14 protein-coding genes are annotated in these 22,175 nt (G+C 35.6%); 1 reads left to right on the top strand and 13 read right to left on the bottom strand.

From position 1 onward, the window contains the following. Nucleotides 1-167: 167 nt before the first annotated feature. The 4 genes from NQQ59_RS20335 to NQQ59_RS20320 form a co-directional block, all read right to left on the bottom strand. Entirely contained in the window at nt 168-575 is a 408-nt protein-coding gene (locus NQQ59_RS20335; RefSeq protein WP_095928454.1) for a hypothetical protein, read from the bottom strand. A gap of 115 nt (nt 576-690) precedes the next feature. Next, nucleotides 691-1,710: a phenylalanine--tRNA ligase subunit alpha gene (pheS, locus tag NQQ59_RS20330; RefSeq protein ID WP_144216873.1), complete on the bottom strand. Its 1,020-nt coding sequence runs from the start codon at nt 1,708-1,710 to the stop codon at nt 691-693. Between the two features lie 140 nt (nt 1,711-1,850). After that, entirely contained in the window at nt 1,851-2,375 is a 525-nt protein-coding gene (locus NQQ59_RS20325; RefSeq protein ID WP_144216871.1) for a hypothetical protein, read from the bottom strand. Nucleotides 2,376-2,475: 100 nt separating this feature from the next. Then, on the bottom strand, nt 2,476-2,832 hold the full coding sequence (locus NQQ59_RS20320; RefSeq protein ID WP_144216869.1) for a hypothetical protein: 357 nt from the start codon (nt 2,830-2,832) through the stop codon (nt 2,476-2,478). Nucleotides 2,833-3,073: 241 nt separating this feature from the next. Here NQQ59_RS20320 and NQQ59_RS20315 point away from each other — a divergent pair, with 241 nt between their 5' ends. Beyond that, nucleotides 3,074-3,619: a CvpA family protein gene (locus NQQ59_RS20315; protein WP_144216868.1), complete on the top strand. Its 546-nt coding sequence runs from the start codon at nt 3,074-3,076 to the stop codon at nt 3,617-3,619. A gap of 309 nt (nt 3,620-3,928) precedes the next feature. Here NQQ59_RS20315 and NQQ59_RS20310 read toward each other — a convergent pair whose 3' ends face one another. The 9 genes from NQQ59_RS20310 to NQQ59_RS20270 all read right to left on the bottom strand — a co-directional run bounded on the left by NQQ59_RS20310 (nt 3,929) and on the right by NQQ59_RS20270 (nt 22,171). Then, complete coding sequence (locus NQQ59_RS20310) at nt 3,929-5,875, bottom strand: sialate O-acetylesterase (RefSeq protein WP_144216866.1); 1,947 nt, start codon at nt 5,873-5,875, stop codon at nt 3,929-3,931. Between the two features lie 113 nt (nt 5,876-5,988). After that, on the bottom strand, nt 5,989-7,497 hold the full coding sequence (locus NQQ59_RS20305) for a cellulase family glycosylhydrolase (RefSeq protein WP_144216864.1): 1,509 nt from the start codon (nt 7,495-7,497) through the stop codon (nt 5,989-5,991). A 92-nt stretch (nt 7,498-7,589) separates the two neighbouring features. Further along, entirely contained in the window at nt 7,590-9,827 is a 2,238-nt protein-coding gene (locus tag NQQ59_RS20300; protein ID WP_144216862.1) for a glycoside hydrolase family 3 C-terminal domain-containing protein, read from the bottom strand. Between the two features lie 98 nt (nt 9,828-9,925). Further along, nucleotides 9,926-11,491, bottom strand: a complete 1,566-nt coding sequence (locus NQQ59_RS20295; protein ID WP_144216860.1) for a GH39 family glycosyl hydrolase — start codon at nt 11,489-11,491, stop codon at nt 9,926-9,928. A 265-nt stretch (nt 11,492-11,756) separates the two neighbouring features. Further along, nucleotides 11,757-13,763 (bottom strand): glycoside hydrolase family 97 protein, encoded by a 2,007-nt coding sequence (locus NQQ59_RS20290; protein ID WP_144216858.1) that lies wholly within the window; start codon nt 13,761-13,763, stop codon nt 11,757-11,759. A 248-nt stretch (nt 13,764-14,011) separates the two neighbouring features. Beyond that, nucleotides 14,012-16,411, bottom strand: coding sequence for a glycoside hydrolase family 31 protein (locus NQQ59_RS20285; RefSeq protein WP_144216856.1), 2,400 nt, complete (start codon nt 16,409-16,411; stop codon nt 14,012-14,014). Nucleotides 16,412-16,648: 237 nt separating this feature from the next. Further along, the gene (locus NQQ59_RS20280; protein WP_257698421.1) at nt 16,649-19,132 is read right to left on the bottom strand and encodes a glycoside hydrolase family 2 TIM barrel-domain containing protein; all 2,484 of its coding nucleotides are present in this window, start codon (nt 19,130-19,132) and stop codon (nt 16,649-16,651) included. Between the two features lie 76 nt (nt 19,133-19,208). Further along, a complete protein-coding gene (locus NQQ59_RS20275) occupies nt 19,209-20,576 on the bottom strand; it encodes a hypothetical protein (protein ID WP_257698420.1) in 1,368 nt (455 codons plus the stop codon). Between the two features lie 23 nt (nt 20,577-20,599). Continuing rightward, on the bottom strand, nt 20,600-22,171 hold the full coding sequence (locus tag NQQ59_RS20270; protein WP_144216851.1) for a RagB/SusD family nutrient uptake outer membrane protein: 1,572 nt from the start codon (nt 22,169-22,171) through the stop codon (nt 20,600-20,602). Nucleotides 22,172-22,175: the final 4 nt, after the last annotated feature.

Raw genomic sequence — 22,175 nt, 5'->3', positions numbered from 1 at the left:
CAGTCGCAGTCGCAGTCGCAGTCGCAGTCGCAGTCGCAGTCGCAGTCGCAGTCGCAGTCGCAGTCGCAGTCGCAGTCCAATAAAAAAGTCCGAAAAAATATTTTTTCGGACTTTTTTATTTTTTATATGTTCTCAGACTGCTGAACACTGAGACTGCGACTGAATACTTACTTCACCATCACCCCTTCAACAAACAAAATCGGCACTTCTTCCGTATTGTTTTCGTCAAGCGAATTGGCTTTAAAGATGAATTTCTTGTCGTACAAAGTATTTCCGATAAAGAACGTTACCATAAATTCATTGTTCAACACTAAAAGGCTTTTTTCCACCAATTCTATTTTCACAACAGAAACAGAAGGAACCTCAACAAAAGCATGACGCAGAATCGAAGTTTTTTTCATTTCACCATCAATAGTTCCAAAAGCTTTTGAAACCACCATTACACTATCTAAATTAAAGTCACTGTCATTAACTAAATACGCGTACCACACTTTTTCCATAAAATCGTCACTCCATTCCTGCACTGCGGCAAGAAATACGTTCTCAACTTCTGGAATTATTATATCTTTTTTCATGTATTAAATTTTAAAAACCTTTGTCAAAGCCTAAAACTTCAACAAAGGTTTATTGTTATGATTATAATTCAGATTTCAGAATCAATCTAAAATCTAAAATCAGAAATCTAAAATTTTAGATGTTTGCTTTGAACTGCTCTAAGAAACGAACATCATTTTCGTAGAACATACGGATATCTCCAATTTGATATAAAAGCATCGCAATACGCTCTACTCCCATTCCGAAAGCAAATCCGTTATACTCGTCTGGGTTGATGTCACAGTTTTTCAAAACGTTAGGATCTACCATTCCGCAACCTCCAATTTCCAACCAACCCGTTCCTTTTGTGATTCTGTAATCAGTTTCCGTTTTTAATCCCCAATAGATATCAATCTCAGCACTTGGTTCTGTAAATGGGAAATAAGACGGACGAAGACGAATCTTAGATTTTCCGAACATTTCTTTTGTGAAATAAAGTAATGTTTGCTTCAAATCGGCGAAAGAAACATCTTTGTCAATGTATAATCCTTCCACTTGATGGAAAATACAGTGTGAACGAGATGAAATCGCTTCGTTGCGGAAAACACGTCCTGGTGAAATCGTACGAATTGGCGGTTTGTGATTTTCCATATAACGCACCTGAACAGATGATGTATGCGTACGCAACAACACATCTGGGTTTGTCTGAATGAAAAACGTATCCTGCATATCACGCGCCGGATGGTATTCTGGCAAGTTCAATGCTGTAAAATTATGCCAATCGTCTTCGATTTCTGGACCTTCAGAAACGTTGAATCCGATATTGGCAAAAATATCGATAATCTGATTTTTAACAATCGAAATCGGATGACGCGAACCAATAATTACCGGTTCTGCCGCACGTGTTAAATCTCCAAAAATACCTTTTTTCTCTTCCTTGCTTTCAAGTTCTTCCTGAATCACTCTTACTTTTTCTTCAGCAACAGCTTTTAAAGTATTTATAACCTGTCCAAAATCCTTTTTTTGGTCGTTTGGAATATTTTTAAATTCAGTAAAAAGTTCCTTCAATAACCCTTTACTACCTAAATATTTAATACGGAATTGTTCTAAAGATTCTTTGTTTTTTTCATTAAAGGCTTTGGCTTCCTCTATATGTTGTTTTATCTTATCTATCATTTTCCTTCAATAATTGAAATACAAATTTAGTACTTTTAGTTGAAAGTCGTTAGCTGTAGTTGCAGTTTTAAGAATTCTGCAAACCTATTTAACGAATCACAGCTAATATTTAACTGATTATTATTTATGCTGACCTGTAATTATTTTACAAGATTTATTTTTTCTTCAATTTGTTTTACTTTTTGATGCCAATAATCTAGACCTTCTTGATTAGTAACCGTCTCTTTTTTATAATTTGAAGAAATCTCTCCTAACTTAGACCAATTTTTATTAGAATCCTGTTCTTTTTCTTTTTTAGTAGAAGGTTCTATTCTAGTCCGCCAAAAATCCATATTTTTTAAATACGTCGTTTTAATCTCATCAAAATATTCGATTAATTTTTCTTTTGAATTCGGAATATAACCTGGACCGCTACAACCGCAGGAGTGAAAAGTAATTCCAACAGAATATAAACTTTTAATATGTTCCCATTTTTTTAAATCGTCTTTTTTAGGCGATTCAAAATCCAATCCCATATCTGCCATCAGTTCTCCACATTGTGGACATTTAGCTTCAAAACCGGATTCACCAGTTTTTATATCCCTAAAAAGCCTTCTTTTAAATGTCTTTCGGCAATTAAAACAGGCGTAATGCGGTTTGTATCTTGTTAAAGCGTATCGGCACATTTTTTTTAAAGTTTTCAGTCGCGGTTTTCAGTCGCGGTTTTCAGTCTCATTTTACTGTTGACAGTCACTGCAAACTGCGACTGCGACTGAAACTAAAAATTTACTCTATCAATTTTCTTTCTAAAAAATAATTCACAATCGCTTCTTTCATTAAAACCGATTGTTCTCCGGCTTTTAACGGTGGTAATTGCTCTTTTATTTTATAATGTGGCCAACCTTCTTCGTCAAAATATTCGAATTCGTAAAATCCGTAGGGTTCAAGCAGCCTGCAGATTGCAATGTGCATTAAGTTTAGTTTTTCGTCTTTCTTGTATTCGCGGTGTACTTTTCCGTATTCCTGAACTCCGATTAGGTAAATTATAGAATCCAAATCTAAATCTTCTCCCTGCGAAAATTGATTGGAAAGTATATCAACGAGCTTTTCCCATCGCTCTTTTAATTGTGTATCTCTAGACATTAATTTATGATTTTTGATTGTAGATTTTAGATTGCTGATTAAAAATCTATTCTGAGGGGGCAGAATCGCAATCTAAACTCTAAATTTTGATTTGCAAAGATACAGAGTTCAATACATTGCTCCTAAAAAAATAAACACATACAAAAACAAGACCGCAAAAAACCTTTGTCCCTTTGTAACTCTGAACCTTTGAACCTAAAAAAAGATATATCTTTGCGCCTCATTAAATACAAAACAAAAAATGAGTTTTTTTGATATTATTATTGGTGCACTTTTGTGTTATAGTTTATATAAAGGCATAAAAAATGGGCTTTTTGTAGAAGTGGCTTCTTTCATTTCGCTGTTATTAGGAATTTATCTTGCGATTAAGTTTTCTTCGCTAATGACCGGAATGATTTCAAAACATGTTTCCTGGAATCCAACTAATATTCAGATTACGGCTTTTATCTTAACTTTTATTTTGGTGGTAATTGGCGTTTATTTCTTAGCCAAAATTTTAACCGGAATTGCCGATTTTGCCATGTTAGGCTGGATGAATAAATTGGGAGGAGGATTTTTCAGAGTTTTAAAAACCATTTTGATCCTGAGTATTTTTATTGCTTTATTCGAAAAGATCAATTTCAATAATACTTTTGCGAAACAAGAAACTTTGGATAAATCTATTTTTTACAATCCAGTGAAAAAAGTGGCTTCTTTTGTGTATCCATCGATTGAAAAATGGTATGAGAATTTTAAAAAAGAACATTCTCAAAAACCAGAAGAAAAAGAGAATTCAGAAAAAGAATAATTCAAATAGTAAACCCGACAGGTTTTAAAACCTCTGAGATTTATTACTAAGAACCCTTATAGGAAAAGCCTCAGAGAGGTGAAATATTTATAGATATGATTTAGGCGCATCCAATAAAGCTCCAGCGGAGCGACATATTGAGATTACTATTAAATAAAATAGATTGCCCGATGGAGCTCTTCTACTTTGGATGTTTTATTTTGCTATAAATATTTCGCTTCTCTGAAGCTAAAAAAAACAACCCGACAGGTTTTTAAAAATCTGTCGGGTTTAGTGTCTCCTTTATCAAGATGTGGTTACACACTAATATTATTTACTAACGCTGTATTTCTCGTTTGCCGTAACCATTTCCCAATTATCGGTTCTGAATGGCGATGCAGGAAATTTTTCTTTATTGAAAAGATTGATTGCCGTATCATCGTCTGCCCAGCCATAATGCACTGCAACTGGGTTTCGAACCTCATCGCTCGAAACGATTATTTTGTTGTCTTTGATTATCGCTTTCGCGGAATGAAAAACTTTATCTGTGCCTGCAATTTCGAAACCTTTTAACGCATCGTTGTTTGGCGTTGATAGTCCGCTACCGATGTTATCGAAAGTTAGGATAATTTGGTTGCCTTTTATTTCTTGCGATTTGTAAGTTGGTCCGCTGTGAACTTGTTTTTTACCGTAAATATCATTCATTGCGATGGCAGCCAAACGCAAACCAATATCTTGCTTATTTGTTGGGTGAATGTCTTTTGCGTTTCCGATATCGGTCGTAACGGCCATTCCGGTGTTTGGCAATTTTAAAGTTTCAGATTGTGCTTCACGAAGTTCTGCCCAACGGCTTCCTTTTTGGCTGTTTCCACCAAATTCGTCGAAAGTTGATAATTGAACAAAATAAAATGGAAAATTGCCTTGTTTGAATTTGGTTCTCCAATCGTTGATCATTAACGGAAATGCTGTTTTATATTGTTTTGCTCTCCAAACATTCGCTTCACCTTGATACCATAAAACGCCTTGCATGGCATAAGGAACTAGCGGATTTACCATGGCATTGTACAATAATGACGGATAACTATTTGGCGAAACTTCGATTCTAACTTTGATCACGTTGAATTTCCAAAGTCCTTCCAACGGAAGTTTTGAATCTTTAAAATCGATTTTCAAATCTTCGGGATCCCCGTAGATTCCGCCGCCGCCGCTGTAATCTGTAATTCTTACTGCAATTACGTTTGTTCCTTCTTTTAGAACATTTGCTGGAATTTGGTAGATTCTTTTTGCATCCCAAAGATTGTTGGTTCCAACTTCAACTCCGTTTACATAAGTTTTGTCTTCGTCGTCTACTTTTGCTAAATGTAAAACGGCTTGTTTTTTGGCTTGTTCTGCTGTTAAAACAATTGTTTTTCGCATCCAGACAATTCCGTCAATATTTCCAATTTGTTGATTTTCCCAAAGTGAAGGGACTTTTATTTCTGGCCAGTTTTTATCTTGGAAATTTGCGTTTTTGAATTGCTCTTCATTTTCCATTGAAACATCAAATCCTTGTACTTTTTTAAGATTATCTAAGACCGACTTTTTATAGGTTTCGAAAATCGCATTGATATCAACTGTTGGTACATTGGCAATCATCGATTTGAATTCGTCGCTTTTTTCAAAAGCTTCACGACTTGTCCAAGTTTCTACGTTGGTTCCTCCCCAAGATGTATTGATGATTCCGATTGGGATTTTTAATTCTGAATATAGTTTTCTAGCGAAATAATATCCGACCGCTGTAAAGTTGCCTACATTTTCTTTTGTAGCCTCTTCCCATTTTCCTTGTTTCAAATCGTCTTTTGGAGTTCCACTTAAATCTTGCGCCACACCAAAATGACGAATCATTGGATAATTGGCACTGTTGATTTCTTTTTCAGAATTCATAGTTTTGAAAACCTGAAATTCCATATTCGATTGTCCGCTGCAAATCCAAACTTCGCCAACCAAAACATTTTTGATGGTGATTTTATTTTTTCCGATTACGATCAATTCGAATGGTCCGCCAGCTTTTTCAGCCGCTAAATTTACCGTCCATTTTCCGTTTTTATTGGCCGTAGTTTTCTTGATTTGTTTGTTAAAATGAATTTCTACACTCTCATTTGCATCGGCAAAACCCCAAATCGGAATTTGCTTGTCTCTTTGCAATACCATTCTGTCAGAGAATATTAAAGGCATTCTTACATTAGCATTGGATATTACACTAAATATCAACAAAATAAAAAGAAGTACTTTTTTCATTTTTTATAGTTTAAATATTTTTTAACCATATAAGTGATATAAGATATTTTAAGTTTTGAATTTAACCATTTCTGAAATTTACTTATATCACTTATATGGTTTTAAAGTTTTTTCTACTGTAATCCTTCTTTTAAAGCGTTTAAAGCTTGTGTATCGAAGACAGTATTGTTGGTTCTATTTATGATTCCGAAACCGTTGTTTTGCAAACTTCCTTCGTCCCAATAAAAAGGTAATAATCCATTTGCTTTTGCTGTTTTTACCACCGTTTTTAAATAATACGCTCTTGAATTTAAATGTAACGTCAAAGCATCTCCAGTTAAAGTTGTTCTTCGAATTGCTCCAAATTCTCCTAAAAGAACTGGAATTCCTTTATCAACAAACTGTGTTTTCATCAATTTGAAATTCTTTTCTAAATCGGCTTCTTCTCCCCAATTTGCATTTCGTTCTGTATCGGTTGCGGAATGGAAACCAGCTCCCCAATAATAGAACATTTTGCCCCAAGATTCGTCTTTGGTTAAACCAGCAAAATTCCATGGAGAATAATAATGTACTTCGACCATCATTCTGCCAGTTGCTTTATCTGTTGGCAATGTAGTCATTAATTTGTTTGTTTTTTCAATATCTGTCGTTGGACCTTGAACTACCAAAACACGAGTGGCGTTTTTTCCTCCAGTAGAACGAACAGCATCAATAAACGTTTGATGATACGAAGTTAAAACGGTCATTTGTGCAGCATCTTCAACTGCTGGTTCGTTGGCGCTTGCAAAAAGTAAATGTTCGTCGAATCCGCGTAAATGCGTTGCGATTTGTTCCCAGAAAGCTTTTTGTTTGGCGTTGTTTTCTACTTTTTTAGCTTCGGTGATATTATTTTCTAACCAGCCACCGTCCCAGTGAATATTCACAACAACATACATATCATTGTCTATGCAATATTGTACGACTTCTTTAACACGATTGAGCCAATCCAATTTAATTTTTGCTGTTGCAGCATTCTCTAAATTCTGATTCCAAGAACATGGAATACGGATTGCATTGAATCCATTTGCTTTTACGGCATCAATTAAAGCTTTGGTCACTTTTGGATTTCCCCAAGCGGTTTCGCCACCTGTTGCTTCCAACGTATTTCCGATATTCCATCCTAATTTGATTTTTGCAGCTAATTCAACTGCTGAACTTGACATTCCAGAAGCATCTGCCGCAATTGGATTGGTATTGTAACTTGGATATAAACCTGTAACAACTGTTGCTGCAGCTTGCGAAACTGCTATGGTAACCGTTTTTGCCTCATTGGAACTTAAAGTAATTGAGGTAGTTCTAGCAGCAGTTTCTGTATTGGCAGAAGCAGTTACTCTAACAATTATGCTTCCTTTAGTTCCTGCTGTCTGACTCACTTTTACCCAACTTGCCGAACTGGTTAGTGTCCATGCTGTAGCTTCAGAATTAATAGTGATATCTGAGGTGTTTTCTTTGCTGTCAAAATCAATTTTGTTGGTACTTGCAGTAAGTACTTTTATTGTGGTTTCTGGTGGTGTGCTTTCTTTATCTGAACTGCAAGCTAAAACTCCTAAAAAAGCAAAGCATAATATAAAGCTCAAGAGGTAATCTTTGATTGTTTTTTTCATTTGGTTTGGTTTAAGTTAAGTGTAAGTTTTTAAAATCAACGCCAGCTTTTATTGGGCTGGCGTTAATCAAGTGGTTATTTGTAGTAAAAAAATTATTTAACAGTTACCTGAATTTCTTTTTTGATGTCTCTTGAAGAAGTTCCAACTTTGATAGTATATTTTCCTGGCTCAACTGTCCATTTTTTAGAAGCAACATCATAGTAAGCTAATTCTTTTACAGGAAGTTTAATTGTTACTGTCTCTGAATTTCCAGCTTTTACAGCCACTTTTTTGAAGCCTTTTAATTCTTTTTCGGCACGAGTAATTTTAGAATCTGGTTTTGAAGTGTACAACTGAACCACTTCTTTTCCGTCAACCTTTCCTGTGTTTTTAACTTCAACAGAAACTTCGATTACATCAGTTTGAGCGTATGAATCTTTATTCGCTTTAGCGTTACCAAGAACAAAAGTGGTGTATGATAATCCGTAACCAAAAGGATATAACGGCGCTACATTTTTAGTGTCAAACCAACGGTATCCGATTAAAAGTCCTTCTGCATAATTAACCGCTTTGTCTCCAGGGAAACTATTTGTGGCATGCGCAGGAGAATCTTTTAGTTGTTTTGGCATTGTCCAAGGTAATTTTCCTGACGGATTTACTTTTCCTAAAATAACATCGGCTAAAGCATTTCCACCTTCAGATCCGTTAAACCAACTCCAAACTAAAGCAGAAGTTTTTTGACTTACTTCATTCAAATCAAATGGAGCACCAGCCACCATCACTACAATCGTTTTTGGATTTACAGCCAATACTTGTTTGATTAATTCTTCTTGTCCGAAAGGCAAATGTAAATCTCTTCTGTCTGAAGCTTCTGTTTCGTAATCACGGTTTGAACCCGCAAAAATGATGGCAACATCTGAATTTTTAGCTGCTTCTACTGCTTCTTTTACTTTTGCATCATCTAATTTATCAATTGTAACTGGTCCTGTAGAAGTAATATTCCCTAAGTTTCCTTTGTTTTTCTCGTCGTAACGTTCTAAGTACCCTTCTGCATAATTGATTTTGATTGAAGAAGGCAGTCTGTTTTTAAGACCTTCAAGAGGTGTAACTTCTCTTTTTGTTTTCACACCAGCTCCAAATCCGCCTAAAGCGTTTTTCTTTGTTGCGTTATTTCCAATTACAGCAATAGATTTTACTCCGTCTAATTTTAATGGTAATGCATTGTTTTCGTTTTTCAACAATACAATAGCTTCTGCAGCAATTTTGTAAGCGTCTTGGTAATGCGCTTCTGTTGCGATGCTTCCTTTTGCACGCGTTCCACCGCCCATTGCTTTAATGTGGAATAACCCGCGTAAAATACGTTTTACGTGAAGATCAATTTCTTTTTCTGAAACTTCTCCAGATTTTACCGCCGCGATTAATTTATCAGCTAAGAAAAATTCGTTGAAAGGTTTTGGTGTTCCCATTTCGATATCCAATCCGCTTTTCAATGATTTTGCTGTAGAGTGCACCGCCGCCCAATCTGAAACTACAATTCCTTTGAATCCCCATTCGTCACGAAGGATTTTGTTCAACATATAATCGTTTTCACATAAATATTCTCCTCTGAATTTATTGTAAGCGCCCATGATACTATACGCTTTTCCTTCTTTTACAGTAGCTTCAAAAGCTGGAAGATAAATTTCGCGAAGTGTACGCTCGTCAATTTGTACATCTACAAAATCACGATTCGTTTCCTGATTGTTTGCGGCGTAGTGTTTTACACAAGCCATTACATCTTTTTCCTGTAAACCAACAACCAAAGGCACAGCGATTTTTTTATTTAAAAACGGATCTTCCGACATGTATTCGTAAGTTCTTCCTCCAAGCGGTGTTCTCACCATATTGATGGCTGGCGAAAGCAACATGTCTTTATCTCTTGCACGTAATTCTTCTCCTAAACTAGTTCCGAAAGTATGTGCCATTTCAGCATTAAAAGTAGCAGCTAAAGCGCCACCTGCTGGATAATAGGTTGCAAAATCGTTTGTCCATCCTGCTGGAGCCCAATTGTCTCTCGAGATTTCCTCACGAACGCCCAACGGACCATCAGCCATTTTTAATTCTGGAATTCCTAAACGTTTTACACCTGCATTAGCAAACATACTGTTCCCATGAAGCATTCCGATTTTTTCTTCTAATGTCATTTGCGAAATCAGTTTGTCGATTTCGGCATCATGTTCAGTACCTATTTCTTTTCCAACGTATTCTTCGGTCTCCGCCGAATTTGAAGCTGTAGTCTGTGCATCTTTTTTACAAGAAGTAAACAATGCAAAAACCAAAGCTGCCGAAAGGTATATCATTTTGTTTTTCATAGATAGTTAGGTGTTTTTAGATTTGAAGATTTTTGATTCCTCACAAATCATCTTTAAATCCAGTTAATACTATTTTTATGTTTGTGGTTTTATCTCAATTATTGTTTAATTAAATTCAGCATTACAACATCATTTTCATTGATTTTGAATTCTTTGCTGAAAGTTCCTTTTGCGTCAATTGTAATTTTTTCTGTCGAAATTGGCGCTCCGTTGTTTTTCTCTTTTATTGAATTAACCTGCTCACGTGTTAACTGACTTGGTTTATTCATTGCTAGATAATCCGCGTAAGCATCGTTTACTTTATAGCCAACTTTGTAAATTTCCAATATATATTTTCCTTTCTGCATTCCATCAACTTCAATTTTGACTTTTCCTTTTTCTTTTGATGGAAGGTCTTTAATGTAATACGTCTGATTCAGTTCTTTATCGCCCGGATGCGTATTCGTAAAATCCCATAATAAAACCTGAACATCACCTTTTGCATTTTTAGAAGTCCAAGATTCTTTATCTGCATTTTGAAGTTCTGTTTCTCCCAATTTATTCATTAAAAAATACGAGAAATAAGCTGGCTTTTTAATTCCCTGCGTATTCAATAATCCGAAACCGCCATGAAAAGGTGTAAATCTTGGGCCAGCTTCTTCAAAAATATCAGTGAAAACCCAATATGACATAGAGTTTGCTGCATTTCCAACTTGTTTCAATTTTTGCAAAATGTAAGCTGCTGAATGATAACTGTCGTGAATTGGATCTGCTGGCGTATAAGACGCACTCCATTCGGTATAATGCAATTCAAGATTTGGTTTAGCCGATTCTGTAATCTGTTTGCGAGAATTTATCACTTCGCCGCTTACACTAAATTCATCTTTACTCAAGATTGTTCCCGAAGTTCCGAATTCATCCAAATATCCATGTTTTACACCGTAAGTATGCGTTGAAATAAAATCGATCGGAACGTTATTTTTTTCGCAAAAAGCAATTGTTTCAGGAACCCAAGCCGCGCCCGCAGTAGCAGGACCTCCAACTTTATAATCCTTGTTTACCGCTTTTACTCCGCGAACAGCATAATCGTATAATTTATAATATTCATCTTGTGTACTGCTCCAAAATCCAGGTGAAAGATTCGGTTCGTTCCACACTTCAAAATACCATGTTTTTACTTCTTCGTCTCCGTAACGTTCTTTGAAGTGAGCCGTTAGATTTCTGATTAAATCTTCCCATTTTTTATAATCTTTTGGAGGCGTTACATTTCCTTTCCACCAAAAAATGGTTTCTTTTCCACTTGCTAAAGCATTCGGCATAAAACCTAATTCAACAAAAGGTTTCATTTTCAGACTCACAATATAATCGAACAAAACGTCTACATATTGGTAGTTATATTCTGGATTTCCTTTTTCGTCTTCACGGTAAATGGCCATATCATCAGTCAATAAACCATGAAAACGGATGTATTTAAAATCACATTCTTTTTTTACCAATGCCAATTGTTGCTGCCAATCTGCACGAAGACCTTCATTTGCTCTTCCTGCACCGATGCATTCTTTAAACATGGTGTTTAATTTTCCAGCCGTTTTATTGAAATCTACTTTTATGGTTCGGTTTTCATTTTGTGCAAACGAATGGATTGAACTAAATAAAACTGTGACTAGTATTAAAAGTTTTTTCATCTGAAAATGGTTTTGTTTATTTTTTGCTACAGATTAATAGGATTCTTTTCTTTTTGTCCTCTCGCAGATTTAGCAGATCAAGCGGATTTTTTATTTTTTTGAATCTGTAAAAAAATATGCCACAGATTAAAAGGATTAAAAAATCCGCTTGATCTGCCAAATCTGCGAGAGAAAAAGAAAAAATCCTTTTTAATCCTTTTAATCTGTGGCTAAATATTTTATTGCCTACTTATATGTTAGACGCACTGCAATGCGTCTCTACAAATTACAATTTTTTAAATCTCACAGCTCCACCGCCAGCACCGCCTAAATTCAGTTTTAGAGAATCTGTAGATTTTACTGTTTTCTTAGAAATTGCCACTGCTTCTGGATTGTGTTTTTGATCTGTTCCTTCTGCATCCACATAAATCTGTGCTTCGTAAGTTGCATTTGGATCTAAGAATGATAATGAAACATTTACGTTTCTTGGATTTTCATTTGTCAAAGTTCCTAAATACCAATCTGCACTGTTTCTGTCTTTTCTTGCTGTTGTGATATATTCACCAATTTTTCCTTCTAAGATTTTAGTGTCTTCCCAATCTGTTGGAACATCTTTTAAAAATTGTAAAGCTGGTTTTCCTTCGTAGTTTTCAGGAAGATCGGCTAACATTTGAATTGGAGAATAAATCGTAACATACAATGCCAATTGCTGACCAACTGTTCCTTGAATTCTCTTTCCAGGATAACCTTGTTTTACCTCAACATCAAAAATTCCAGGCGTGAAATCCATTGGACCAGAAAGTAATCTTGTGAATGGAATAATACTCAAATGGTTTGGCGGATTTCCTTCGCTCCAAGCATTGTATTCTTGTCCACGTGCCGCTTCTCTCGAAACCATGTTTGGATATGTTCTTCTTTCTCCTGTATCTTTAATCGATTCGTGGTATAAAACCGCTAAATCATATTGTGCCGCTTTTTCTAAAATATATCTGAAATAATTCACTCCAAATTGTCCGAAGTGCATTTGTTTCATGTTTAATTTAGAACCTACGTGACCGATTTTTACCGTATGAATTCCTAGTTTTTTGTACAAGGCAAAACCTTCATCAACTTCTTTTAAGTAGTTAATTAAGTTTGAACCTGTTTCGTGGTATCCGATTAATTCGATGTTCTTTTTCTTTCCGTATTCTACCACTTTTTCTAAATCGAAATTGTCAGCGCTTTTCGTGAAGCTGAACATGTGCATACGGTTTTCGTACCAACCCGGAGTCCAACCTTTATTCCATCCTTCGATTAATAAATGGTGAAAACCTTCTTTCGCTGTAAAATCCATGTATTCTTCAGCATGTTTTGTCGTTGCTCCTTGTTTATCGCTTTCCCAGAAAGTATATTTTCCGATGTGCATTCCCCACCAAATTCCTAAATATTTGTATGGTTTGAAATAGCTGTTTGTATTCTTTAATTTGTTTGGTTCATTAAGATTTAAAATCAAATAAGAAGTAATCAATTCTCCAGGATTTTCTCCAATTTGAAGTGTTCTCCAAGAAGAGGTGAACGAATCTTTTACACGAACTTTTACTCCGTCAGCCCAAGGCACTAAATCAGATTTTAATTCTGTTCCTTTTGTGTTTACCAAAGTCATACTTGCAAAATCGTACAAGTTTGCTTCGTGAAAACTTAAAGCCAATCCGCTTTTGCTTTCGATTGTTAATGGAGTTAAAACTGTGTCTAACTTACTTACTGGAGCGTCATTAAATAAATATTCGTCACGGTTTTCTCTGTTGGCAGGAATCCACCATGCTTTTCCGTCTTCTTTTAAGTTGAAAGTCGTTTTTTCATCCATGATGAAAATACTGTCTTTTACATTTTGTTTTGGATAAACATATCTAAAAGCTACTCCGTCGTCAAAAGCGCGAAACTGAATTTGTAATTTTCTTTTGTTTCCTGTTTTTTGCTGTAAATCAACAACTAACTGATTGTAGTTGTTTCTGATATTTTTCTTTTCTCCCCAAACTTGTTCCCAAGTTTCATCAAACTTTGATGTTTTTGCTCCTTTGATTTCGAAGTTGGTGCTTAAATCTTCGTTTCCTTTTAATACAAATCCCATTTCAGATGGAGAAATCACTTCGGTTTTTCCGTGAGAAACTGCATATTTTGGAGCGTTTTTCACCAACTCAAATTTGATTTTATTTTGTCCGTTTGGCGATGCCAGTTCGTAAGCGTTCTTGTTTTTCTGACTGTATCCAATTGTGATTGAAAACAATACGACTGGGAGAATTAGATAGTTTTTCATGTTTTTTGGTATTATGTTTTTTTTGCCACAGATTAAAAGGATTGGAAAGGATTTTTTATTTTCTGCGTTTATTTTTTCACGCAGATTCTACAGATTTTAGCAGATTTTATTTTTAATCTTTTCTAATCCTTTAATCTGTGGCCTTATTTTTTTGCCACGAATTACACAAATTATCACAAATTAATTCGTGGAAATTCGTGCAATTGCTTCGCCTATTCGCTATCGCTCGGGTCGTGGCGTACTAACTTTTATTTTGCCCACTCGGTTTTGAAAGTGGTTTTTCCGTTTAACGGATTTGTTGTTACGTCAAAATTGTTTCCTGTTTTGGTCACTTTTATTTCTTGTAGCGCCTCTCCGTTTGGTAAGTAAACTTTGGCTGAAGCCGAAGTAGTTTTATCGCTTGCGAATACTTTTAAAGTCAATTTACTCCAATCCATATCTTTTGTAGACTGCGCTAAACCAATGTGTGGCAATGCTGTTCCGTCTTTTACTAAAACTACGATCGGTACTTCGCCCGCTTTAATTTTATGCCAGCCTGATTGATATACTTTTTTAGTTTGGTAATCAATCCAAGTTCCTTCTGGAAGGTAAACGTCTCTTTCTTCTACTTCTTCAAAAAGTGGTGCAACCAACATGCTTGAACCGAATAAATATTCATTATCAACTAACCAAGCTCCTGGGTCATTTGGATACTCAACAAATAAAGCTCTCATCATTGGCAATCCTTTTTCTGAACTTTCTTTTGCTTGAGCGTAGATATAGGGCATTAATTCGTAACGCATATTATCTGCTTTTCTAAATCCTTCTAAGAATTCTTTGCTGTACAACCAAGGTTCGCGAGGTGGTTCTCCATGGCTTCTTACGTGAGAAGTAAACATTCCGAATGGAGTCCATCTTCTGTAAATATTCTCAGGAGATTTAGTTGCAAATCCTCCAACATCATGACTCCAGAAACTGAATCCGCTAAGACCTAATGAAAGTCCGCCGCGTAATTCTGCCGACATGGCTCCATTCGTAGTTTCAGAATCTCCTCCCCAATGCAAAGGATAACGTTGCGATCCTGCCCAAGTACTTCTAGCCCAGATTAAAGTATATCCTTTTTCTTTTTGAGTGATTTCTGCAACTGCTTTGTTGTATCTTAACGGATATAAATTGTGCTCATAGAAACCAGTTCTTCCTGAATGGTAAATTCCGTCTGGCGGTGCTGCTTCTCCAAAATCTACTTTGAAAACCGCAACTCCTTCATCAAATAACTTTTTCAATTTTCCTTGGTACCAAGAAATTGTTTCAGGATTTGAGAAATCTAGAACTGCATCTTCATAAGGAAGATTTCCTTTTCTATCTCTTACAGCCAAGTTTTTATCCATAATTTCTGGGAACAAAGTGTTCTTTGGCGTGAAATAAGGCAATTGCCAAAGACAAACTTGGAAACCGTCTTTCTTTAAATCAGACATCATTTTGGTTGCGTCTGGGAAACGAGATTTTGCAAACTCGTAGTTGTTTCTCCAATCTACATCAAACCAACCTGTATCAAAGTGAATTACGTCTGTTGGTATTTTATATTTACGCAAATCTCTTGCAACGTCGCGTCCTTCTTTTTCTGAGAAATACGTAATACGGCTCATCCAGAAACCAAATGACCAAAGTGGCGGCATGGCAGCTTTTCCAGTCAAATTAGTATATTGATCTAAAATGTCTTTTGGTTCTCCAATGAAGAAAAACAAATCAGCTTCGTCGTCTCCAATGTACATTTCGTTAGCACTTGAAAAATATTTTCCAAAGTCCACTGTGATTGGTGTTGAATGGTGCATGAAAACTCCGTAACCACGGCTGCTCATGTAAAACGGAATCGGTTTGTACATGGTTTCATTTTGGATTCCGTTTGCATCATCCGCCCATAAAACTACTTTTGAACCGCGTTTATTGAATTGTGTGAATGATTCTCCACAACCAAATATTTTTTCGTCTGGTTCTAAACTGAACGCAGCGCCCATACTTCTTGAATAATCGCTGTTTCTTCGAACATAAGAAAACGGAAGTGTTGGTGTATACGTGTTTTTAAAATCAGTATCGTGAAGCGTGCTTGTCAAAAGTTTTCCTTTTTCATCGTAGATTTTTACGTGCCAAGGTTTTGTCAAAATTTCAACTCTTCCGTGTTTGCTTGTATAGCTGTGACCACCTTCGATTTTAGCATATTTCCATAATTCTGGGTGATTCGGAGCCACTCCATCAACCAACATTAATGATTCTTTTTGCGGGTGAAATTGTGGTCCAGAAGTCGTTTTGATACGAACTGTTCTATCTGAAACAAACTGAATTTCGAATGGCAAAACTGGAGATTCTGCGTATTCTGTTGTTGGGAATTCGTTTGCTTTTTCGACATCAGGTTTCATCATCATGTTGTTGAAAGCCTGACGTGTTTTATAATTGTATCTCAAATATTTAATCGTTCCTTTTCCCGTTGCAGGATCAAAAGAAGCTAGTTCGTCTGCGAAATAAAAAGTGTTCAGATAATTCTGAAAATCTTTACTGATATCTATTGGTGCGTTCAGCACATCTGCATTTTGAATCTGTGCTGAAGCATTTGGAACTGTAAGAAGTCCAAAAGCGCAAATCGAAAGCAAGGTTTTTAAATGTGATTTTTTCATTAGTTAGTTATTTTTTTGCCACAGATTAAAAGGATTTGAAAGGATTTTTTTCTTTTTTTTCTCTCGCAGATTGAGCAGATTGAGCAGATTTAAATCTTTTAATCCTTTAATCTGTGGCCATTTTTTTGTCACAGATTTGGAAAATAATCTGCATGATCTGCTAAATCTGCGAGAGCATAAAAATCTTTTAATACTTTTAAACTGTATCTATATTTAAAATTTCAAAAATTAGAAAACTTATTCTGTTGTAATTACGATTGTTGATGATTTCAATCCGTTTGCACTTGCTGTCAATTCCAACCTTCCAGATTTATCTCCCGATTGTACAATCACCAAACATTTTCCTGCTAAAGCTGTATGTTTTGTTCCTTTATACGGTTCATGACTTACTGGATCTCCACTGCAAACGCCTACGATTTTTCCATTTCCTTTTAATGAAAAATTGATTTCATTATTGGCATTTGACGCTATTGTTCCGTTGGCATCTAAAATATCTACCGTTACAAATGACAAATCATTTTTATCTGCTTTGATGGTACTTCTGTCAGCTGTTAATTTTAATTGTGAAGGATTTCCAGCCGTTTTGATTTCTTTTTCTAAAACCACTTTTCCGCCTTTGCGAGAAACTGCTTTTAATGTTCCAGCTTCGAAAGGAATTCTCCACATTACATGTAAATCATCTCCTTTTTTAGCTCTTTTTCCAACTGATTTTCCGTTTACGAAAAGTTCAACCTCATCAGCATTATTATAATATGCCCAAACATCAACGGTTTGTCCAGCTTTCCAGTTCCAATGTGGGAAAACGTGAAGCACCGTTTTGTTCGTCCATTCGCTTTGGTACATATAATACACATCTTTCGGGAAACCGGCTAAATCAACAATTCCAAAATATGAACTTACCGATGGCCATTCGTATGGAGTTGGTTCTCCGATATAATCAAAACCTGTCCAAACATACATTCCTGCTAAGAAATCGTGTTTTTTAATGATTTTCCAAGTTGCTTCATGCGTAGATCCCCAAGGCGTTTGTACTTGATCGTAAGCAGAAACTGTATTTCCTGGATTTCCTCCCTCAAATTTTTTATCCCAACTAACCGGCCATTTTTTGATTGTGTCTGAAACAGCATCATAATAACCTCTTGTCTGCAAACCTGAAGTAGTTTCGGTTGCGATGAAAGGAGTTTTTGGGAAATTTTTTAAATGATGTTTGAATGTTTGATGCGCATAATTGTATCCGATTAAATCTAAAACTCCAGATCCAGCAAGTGGATTAATCGAAACATTTTTTTTCTCAAATTGTAAAGTTACCGCATCAATATTCATATTTACTGGCGGATTCATTCCTGCAGTAATTGGTCTTGTTTTATCGTACTCGCGAGTAATTGCAGCTAATTCTTTTGCGATTTCAATACCTGTTTCATTCCATTGTTCTGGAATTTCATTTCCGATACTCCACATAAAAATACTAGCATGATTTCGGTCGCGTAACAATTGATCGATTAAGTCTTGTTTGTGCCATTTGTCCCAATCATTAGCATAATCGTATTTTGTTTTGTTTTGTTTCCACATATCAAAAGCTTCATCCATAACGATGAAACCCATTTTATCGCAAAGCTGTAAAAGTTCTGGAGCAGGCGGATTGTGAGAAGTTCTGATTCCGTTTACGCCCATTTCTTTCAAAATCTCTAACTGACGTTCGATGGCACGTGTGTTGATTGCAGATCCCAACGGACCTAAATCGTGATGCATACAAACTCCTTTTATTTTGACTTGTTTCCCATTCAAAATAAAACCTTTGTTCAAATCGAATTTAAAATCTCTGATTCCGAAAGTGGTTTTGTATTGATCTATGATTTTATCGTCAAGCGAAATTTCGGTAACTGCTGTGTACAATTCTGGATTTTCATCTGACCATAATGCTGGATTTTCAACCTCAGCTGATTGATTCAACGTTTGGTTTCCATTCGCATTGATTGTTATATCTTGAGTAACCGATGTTACTTTAGTGTCTTCTTTAAAAATAGTTGTGGTTACTGTTGCTTTTTTATCTTCTTTGTATTGATTTTTAATAGTTGTTTCAATATTTACCGAAGCTTTTTCAGCCGTAACTTTTGGAGTTGTAATGTACGTTCCCCATTGTCCAACGTGAAGTTTATCTGTCGTTTCGATCCAGACATTTCTGAAAATTCCTGAACCAGAATACCAGCGTGAGTTGGGTTGTTTTGAATTGTCAACCTTAACAATTATTTCGTTGTTTTTGTCTCCGTAATTTAAATATGGAGAAATTTCATATTGAAAACCAATATATCCGTTTGGACGTTTTCCCAAATAATGTCCGTTTACCCAAACTTCGCTGTTTCTATAAACACCATCAAAAGTGATTGAAGTTATTTTTGTGCTGTCTTCTGCAGCCACTTTAAATGTTTTTTTGTACCAGCCTAAACCTCCAGTAAGAGATCCTCCACCATAACCTGCTGGACTTTTTTCATCAAACTTTCCTTCTATACTCCAATCATGAGGAACGTCTAAAGTTCTCCATTTTGTTGAAGCTCCGATTGTATCTTTATCTTTTAGACTGTCGTTTAAGTGAAAACTCCAATCTGAATTGAAAGATACTTTTCGGTCACTAAATTTTTGATCTGTTGACGATTTGCATGCTGTCAATAAAAGAATGCATACCAATAGTAATCCTGTTTTTTTATACGAAGTTAACTGCAACATAGTATGGTGTTTTTAATAACTGGAAAGTAGTATCTAACTACTTCCCAGTTATTTATAAAGTGAAATATATGAATTTTTAAGGAATTATATAATGAAACACAAACCATTCATCCTTACTTGCATCATAAGACGTTCCAAACCAAATCCCTTTTTGAAGGTAATCGTTATTGTAAGCTTTTACCACTTTAATAACATTTACTGTTGGGTTCATCCAACTTCCTGAATTTTGAATTAAGGTATTAGAACCCAAGTTAATTTCATTTTCAGCTTCATTTATTGTAAACAATCCAGTAGTTACTACACCGTCTTGACTTCTTGTGTAGTTTAGTTTTCCTCCAAATTGATCAAAACGAATCCATGAATTACCTGCAGCTGCAGCCCATTCATCACTCCATCCCCAATTATAAGAACTTGAAGCTCCTGTAGTCCATCCTTTTCCTTTTCCTAACCAATCAACTGGATTTCCGTTTCCGTCTAAGGCCCAAACTCTTCCTGTACCAGCTCCTCCGGTAAGCATTTTTAACAATTCACCAGAAGCAAAAGTTGGATTGAAACCTTCATCGTAATTTGGTCCTGTAGCAGGCGGTACATAGTTATCTGCATATTCTTTAGAAACAAAGTTCCAGATATACCACCACGGCCCTTCACTGTTAGTTCTCAAAACAGCAATTCTTAACTGATTTTCAGTAAGTTTTAAAATTTTAATATTGTTATTCCAGTTACTAGCGTTTGCAATGTAATTGTCTGGTCTTAGAATTGTTGCACCTGTTGTTGTTAAAGTATGCGTATTGATATCTAAGAAATAAGTACCGCTTTCTTTAAGAGTTCCGTCAGCTTCGTAAACTTTCATAAATGGTCCGCCTTCAAGACTAAATACCATTGTTCTTCCCCAATGCATATCTGCATCTGTACTTGAATTTGCATTTCCTTCTGGTTCCCAGTTTGCTGTGAAATTATCAAATTCTACGGTCGTACTAGGATCAGCATAAGACATTGCTCCTGGGGCCATACCATATTTACCGTTGTCAGCTACCCAAACTTTTTGTTTTCCAACACCATTTGATAAGGCAGTCCATAAAGGGTGATCAACATAAAGTAAATTATCCTGGGTCACAGTTATTGTTACAGGGTCTAACTCGACAATTCCTGCGTCTGTCACAGCTGAAACTTTAATTGTATAATTTCCTTTAAAAGCATATTTAACTGTTTCTAAAGCTTTATCCGATTTTCCTGTAACATAATCCCAGTTTAAGATCACACCTGGAGTTGTGTTTTTCAGGATTACAGTATTTCCACCAGCATCAACAGCCAAATCTTGAGTAATTTCAAAATGTATATCCGATTTGTCCATCGGGCCGTCTAAAGAATAACTATCAGGCGAACAAGATGATATTAGCAATGCCAACATCAAAAAAGAGCTCATTAATATTTTTATACTTTTCATTTTCTTTCTTTTTTAAGTTAAAATTACCAACCGGCATTTTGTTTTAAAACTCCACTAGATAATGTAATTTGTGTGTTTGGAATTTGTTGTAGACCTTTTGTACTTTGAATTTTTGCTGCTGAAATTGTTTTTGTAGTAGCAACACCACCGTTCAATAAAGATGTAGTTTCCGCTATAGTAGTAGAAGCTTTTCCAATTCCCTGACGTAATAAATCCCAATATCTGATTCCTTCAAGAGCGAATTCTAAATGTCTTTCGTTCATAATGTTATCCTGATTAACTGCTAAAGAAGTAAAACCTGTTTTATAAGCTCTTCTTCTAACATCGTCAAAATAAGTTTGTGCGTTACCGCTTCCTAATTCTGCCGCCATTAAAAGTACATCAGCATATCTCAATACTACATAATCCTGAAACTGGCTGATATCCCAGAACTGGCTACCCATTGTAAGCGGAAGATCTTTTCCGTCTTTATCCACCATTGGTGAATATTTTTTGTTGTAATAACCTGTATATTCACGTTGGTTGTTTATTTTATCAAATGGTATTTTTTCCTCAGTGATTCCGATCATAGTTGAAGTACGTCTTGTATCATTAGTACTATAAGCATTCCATAATTTAGAATTAACTGTAACCCCCCATCCACGTCCGTAAGGATATGATGAAAATTCTCTCATTCCAAACATTACCAACCAGTGGTTACCATCAGTATTTCCGTCATAATCACTTGTGTAAGTATACTTTACGGCAAACACTGTTTCTTTATTACCTTCTCCTGCATATTTATCTACAGAAGCAGCTGGCCAAAGTGTTGAGAAATCATCCACTAAACCATGTCCGCTAGAAGTTACTACATCTTCTAAATGAGCTAGAGCTTGCGCTTTAGTTACAACTCCAACTAAATCAGCTTTACCATAGTATCCTGTATAGTATAGAAAAACACGACCTAGTAAAGATTTTGCTGCCCATTTTGTAACACGTCCACTAGTTGTAGCATTGTAAGCAACTGATGGTAAATTATTTGCAGCAAATACTAGATCCTCTGCAATTACTTTATAAACATCATCAGGATTTGCCTGAGGTACATTTTCAGAAGAAGGCTCTGTTAATAATGGAATATTTCCCCAAAGGCGAACCATTTCAAAATAAAGATAAGCTCTAATAAATCTTGTTTCAGAGATGTAAGTATCTTTTAAAGTCATATCACCTTTCCAATCAATTTGATCCATTTTGGACAAGAACACATTACAACGATAAAGTGCTTTATAGTAAGCAACCCAGTTATCATTATACATATCTACTTCAGACGGAGCACGTGTGATATCGAACTCATCAATTGCAGCATAATCGTATTTATCAGAATTTCCGGTTCCTCCGAAACAGTCATCCGACATAATTTCACTTACCACCGGAACTCCTTTACCTGCTGCACCTGTTGCAACCTGCATTCCATCATAACATCCAACTAATGCCGAATAAGCATCATCTGTTGTTTTATAAAAATTTGTATCTGTTTGTGTTATAGGTTCTGTATCTAAACTACAAGAGCCCAAAGACAATAAACTAAAACAGAAAATATATAAATATGTATTTTTCATCTTT

The sequence above is a fragment of the Flavobacterium panacis genome (assembly GCF_024649945.1).
GTDB lineage: Bacteria > Bacteroidota > Bacteroidia > Flavobacteriales > Flavobacteriaceae > Flavobacterium > Flavobacterium panacis.
This window is presented reverse-complemented; position numbering and strand designations above follow the sequence as displayed.

Coding starts and splice junctions, on each gene's coding strand:
- NQQ59_RS20280 (WP_257698421.1), bottom strand. CDS start 19,132: ATGTTGCAGTTAACTTCGTATAAAAAAACAGGATTACTATTGGTATGC.
- pheS (WP_144216873.1), bottom strand. CDS start 1,710: ATGATAGATAAGATAAAACAACATATAGAGGAAGCCAAAGCCTTTAAT.
- NQQ59_RS20335 (WP_095928454.1), bottom strand. CDS start 575: ATGAAAAAAGATATAATAATTCCAGAAGTTGAGAACGTATTTCTTGCC.
- NQQ59_RS20325 (WP_144216871.1), bottom strand. CDS start 2,375: ATGTGCCGATACGCTTTAACAAGATACAAACCGCATTACGCCTGTTTT.
- NQQ59_RS20320 (WP_144216869.1), bottom strand. CDS start 2,832: ATGTCTAGAGATACACAATTAAAAGAGCGATGGGAAAAGCTCGTTGAT.
- NQQ59_RS20275 (WP_257698420.1), bottom strand. CDS start 20,576: ATGAAAAGTATAAAAATATTAATGAGCTCTTTTTTGATGTTGGCATTG.
- NQQ59_RS20300 (WP_144216862.1), bottom strand. CDS start 9,827: ATGAAAAACAAAATGATATACCTTTCGGCAGCTTTGGTTTTTGCATTG.
- NQQ59_RS20305 (WP_144216864.1), bottom strand. CDS start 7,497: ATGAAAAAAACAATCAAAGATTACCTCTTGAGCTTTATATTATGCTTT.
- NQQ59_RS20290 (WP_144216858.1), bottom strand. CDS start 13,763: ATGAAAAACTATCTAATTCTCCCAGTCGTATTGTTTTCAATCACAATT.
- NQQ59_RS20285 (WP_144216856.1), bottom strand. CDS start 16,411: ATGAAAAAATCACATTTAAAAACCTTGCTTTCGATTTGCGCTTTTGGA.
- NQQ59_RS20270 (WP_144216851.1), bottom strand. CDS start 22,171: ATGAAAAATACATATTTATATATTTTCTGTTTTAGTTTATTGTCTTTG.
- NQQ59_RS20310 (WP_144216866.1), bottom strand. CDS start 5,875: ATGAAAAAAGTACTTCTTTTTATTTTGTTGATATTTAGTGTAATATCC.
- NQQ59_RS20315 (WP_144216868.1), top strand. CDS start 3,074: ATGAGTTTTTTTGATATTATTATTGGTGCACTTTTGTGTTATAGTTTA.
- NQQ59_RS20295 (WP_144216860.1), bottom strand. CDS start 11,491: ATGAAAAAACTTTTAATACTAGTCACAGTTTTATTTAGTTCAATCCAT.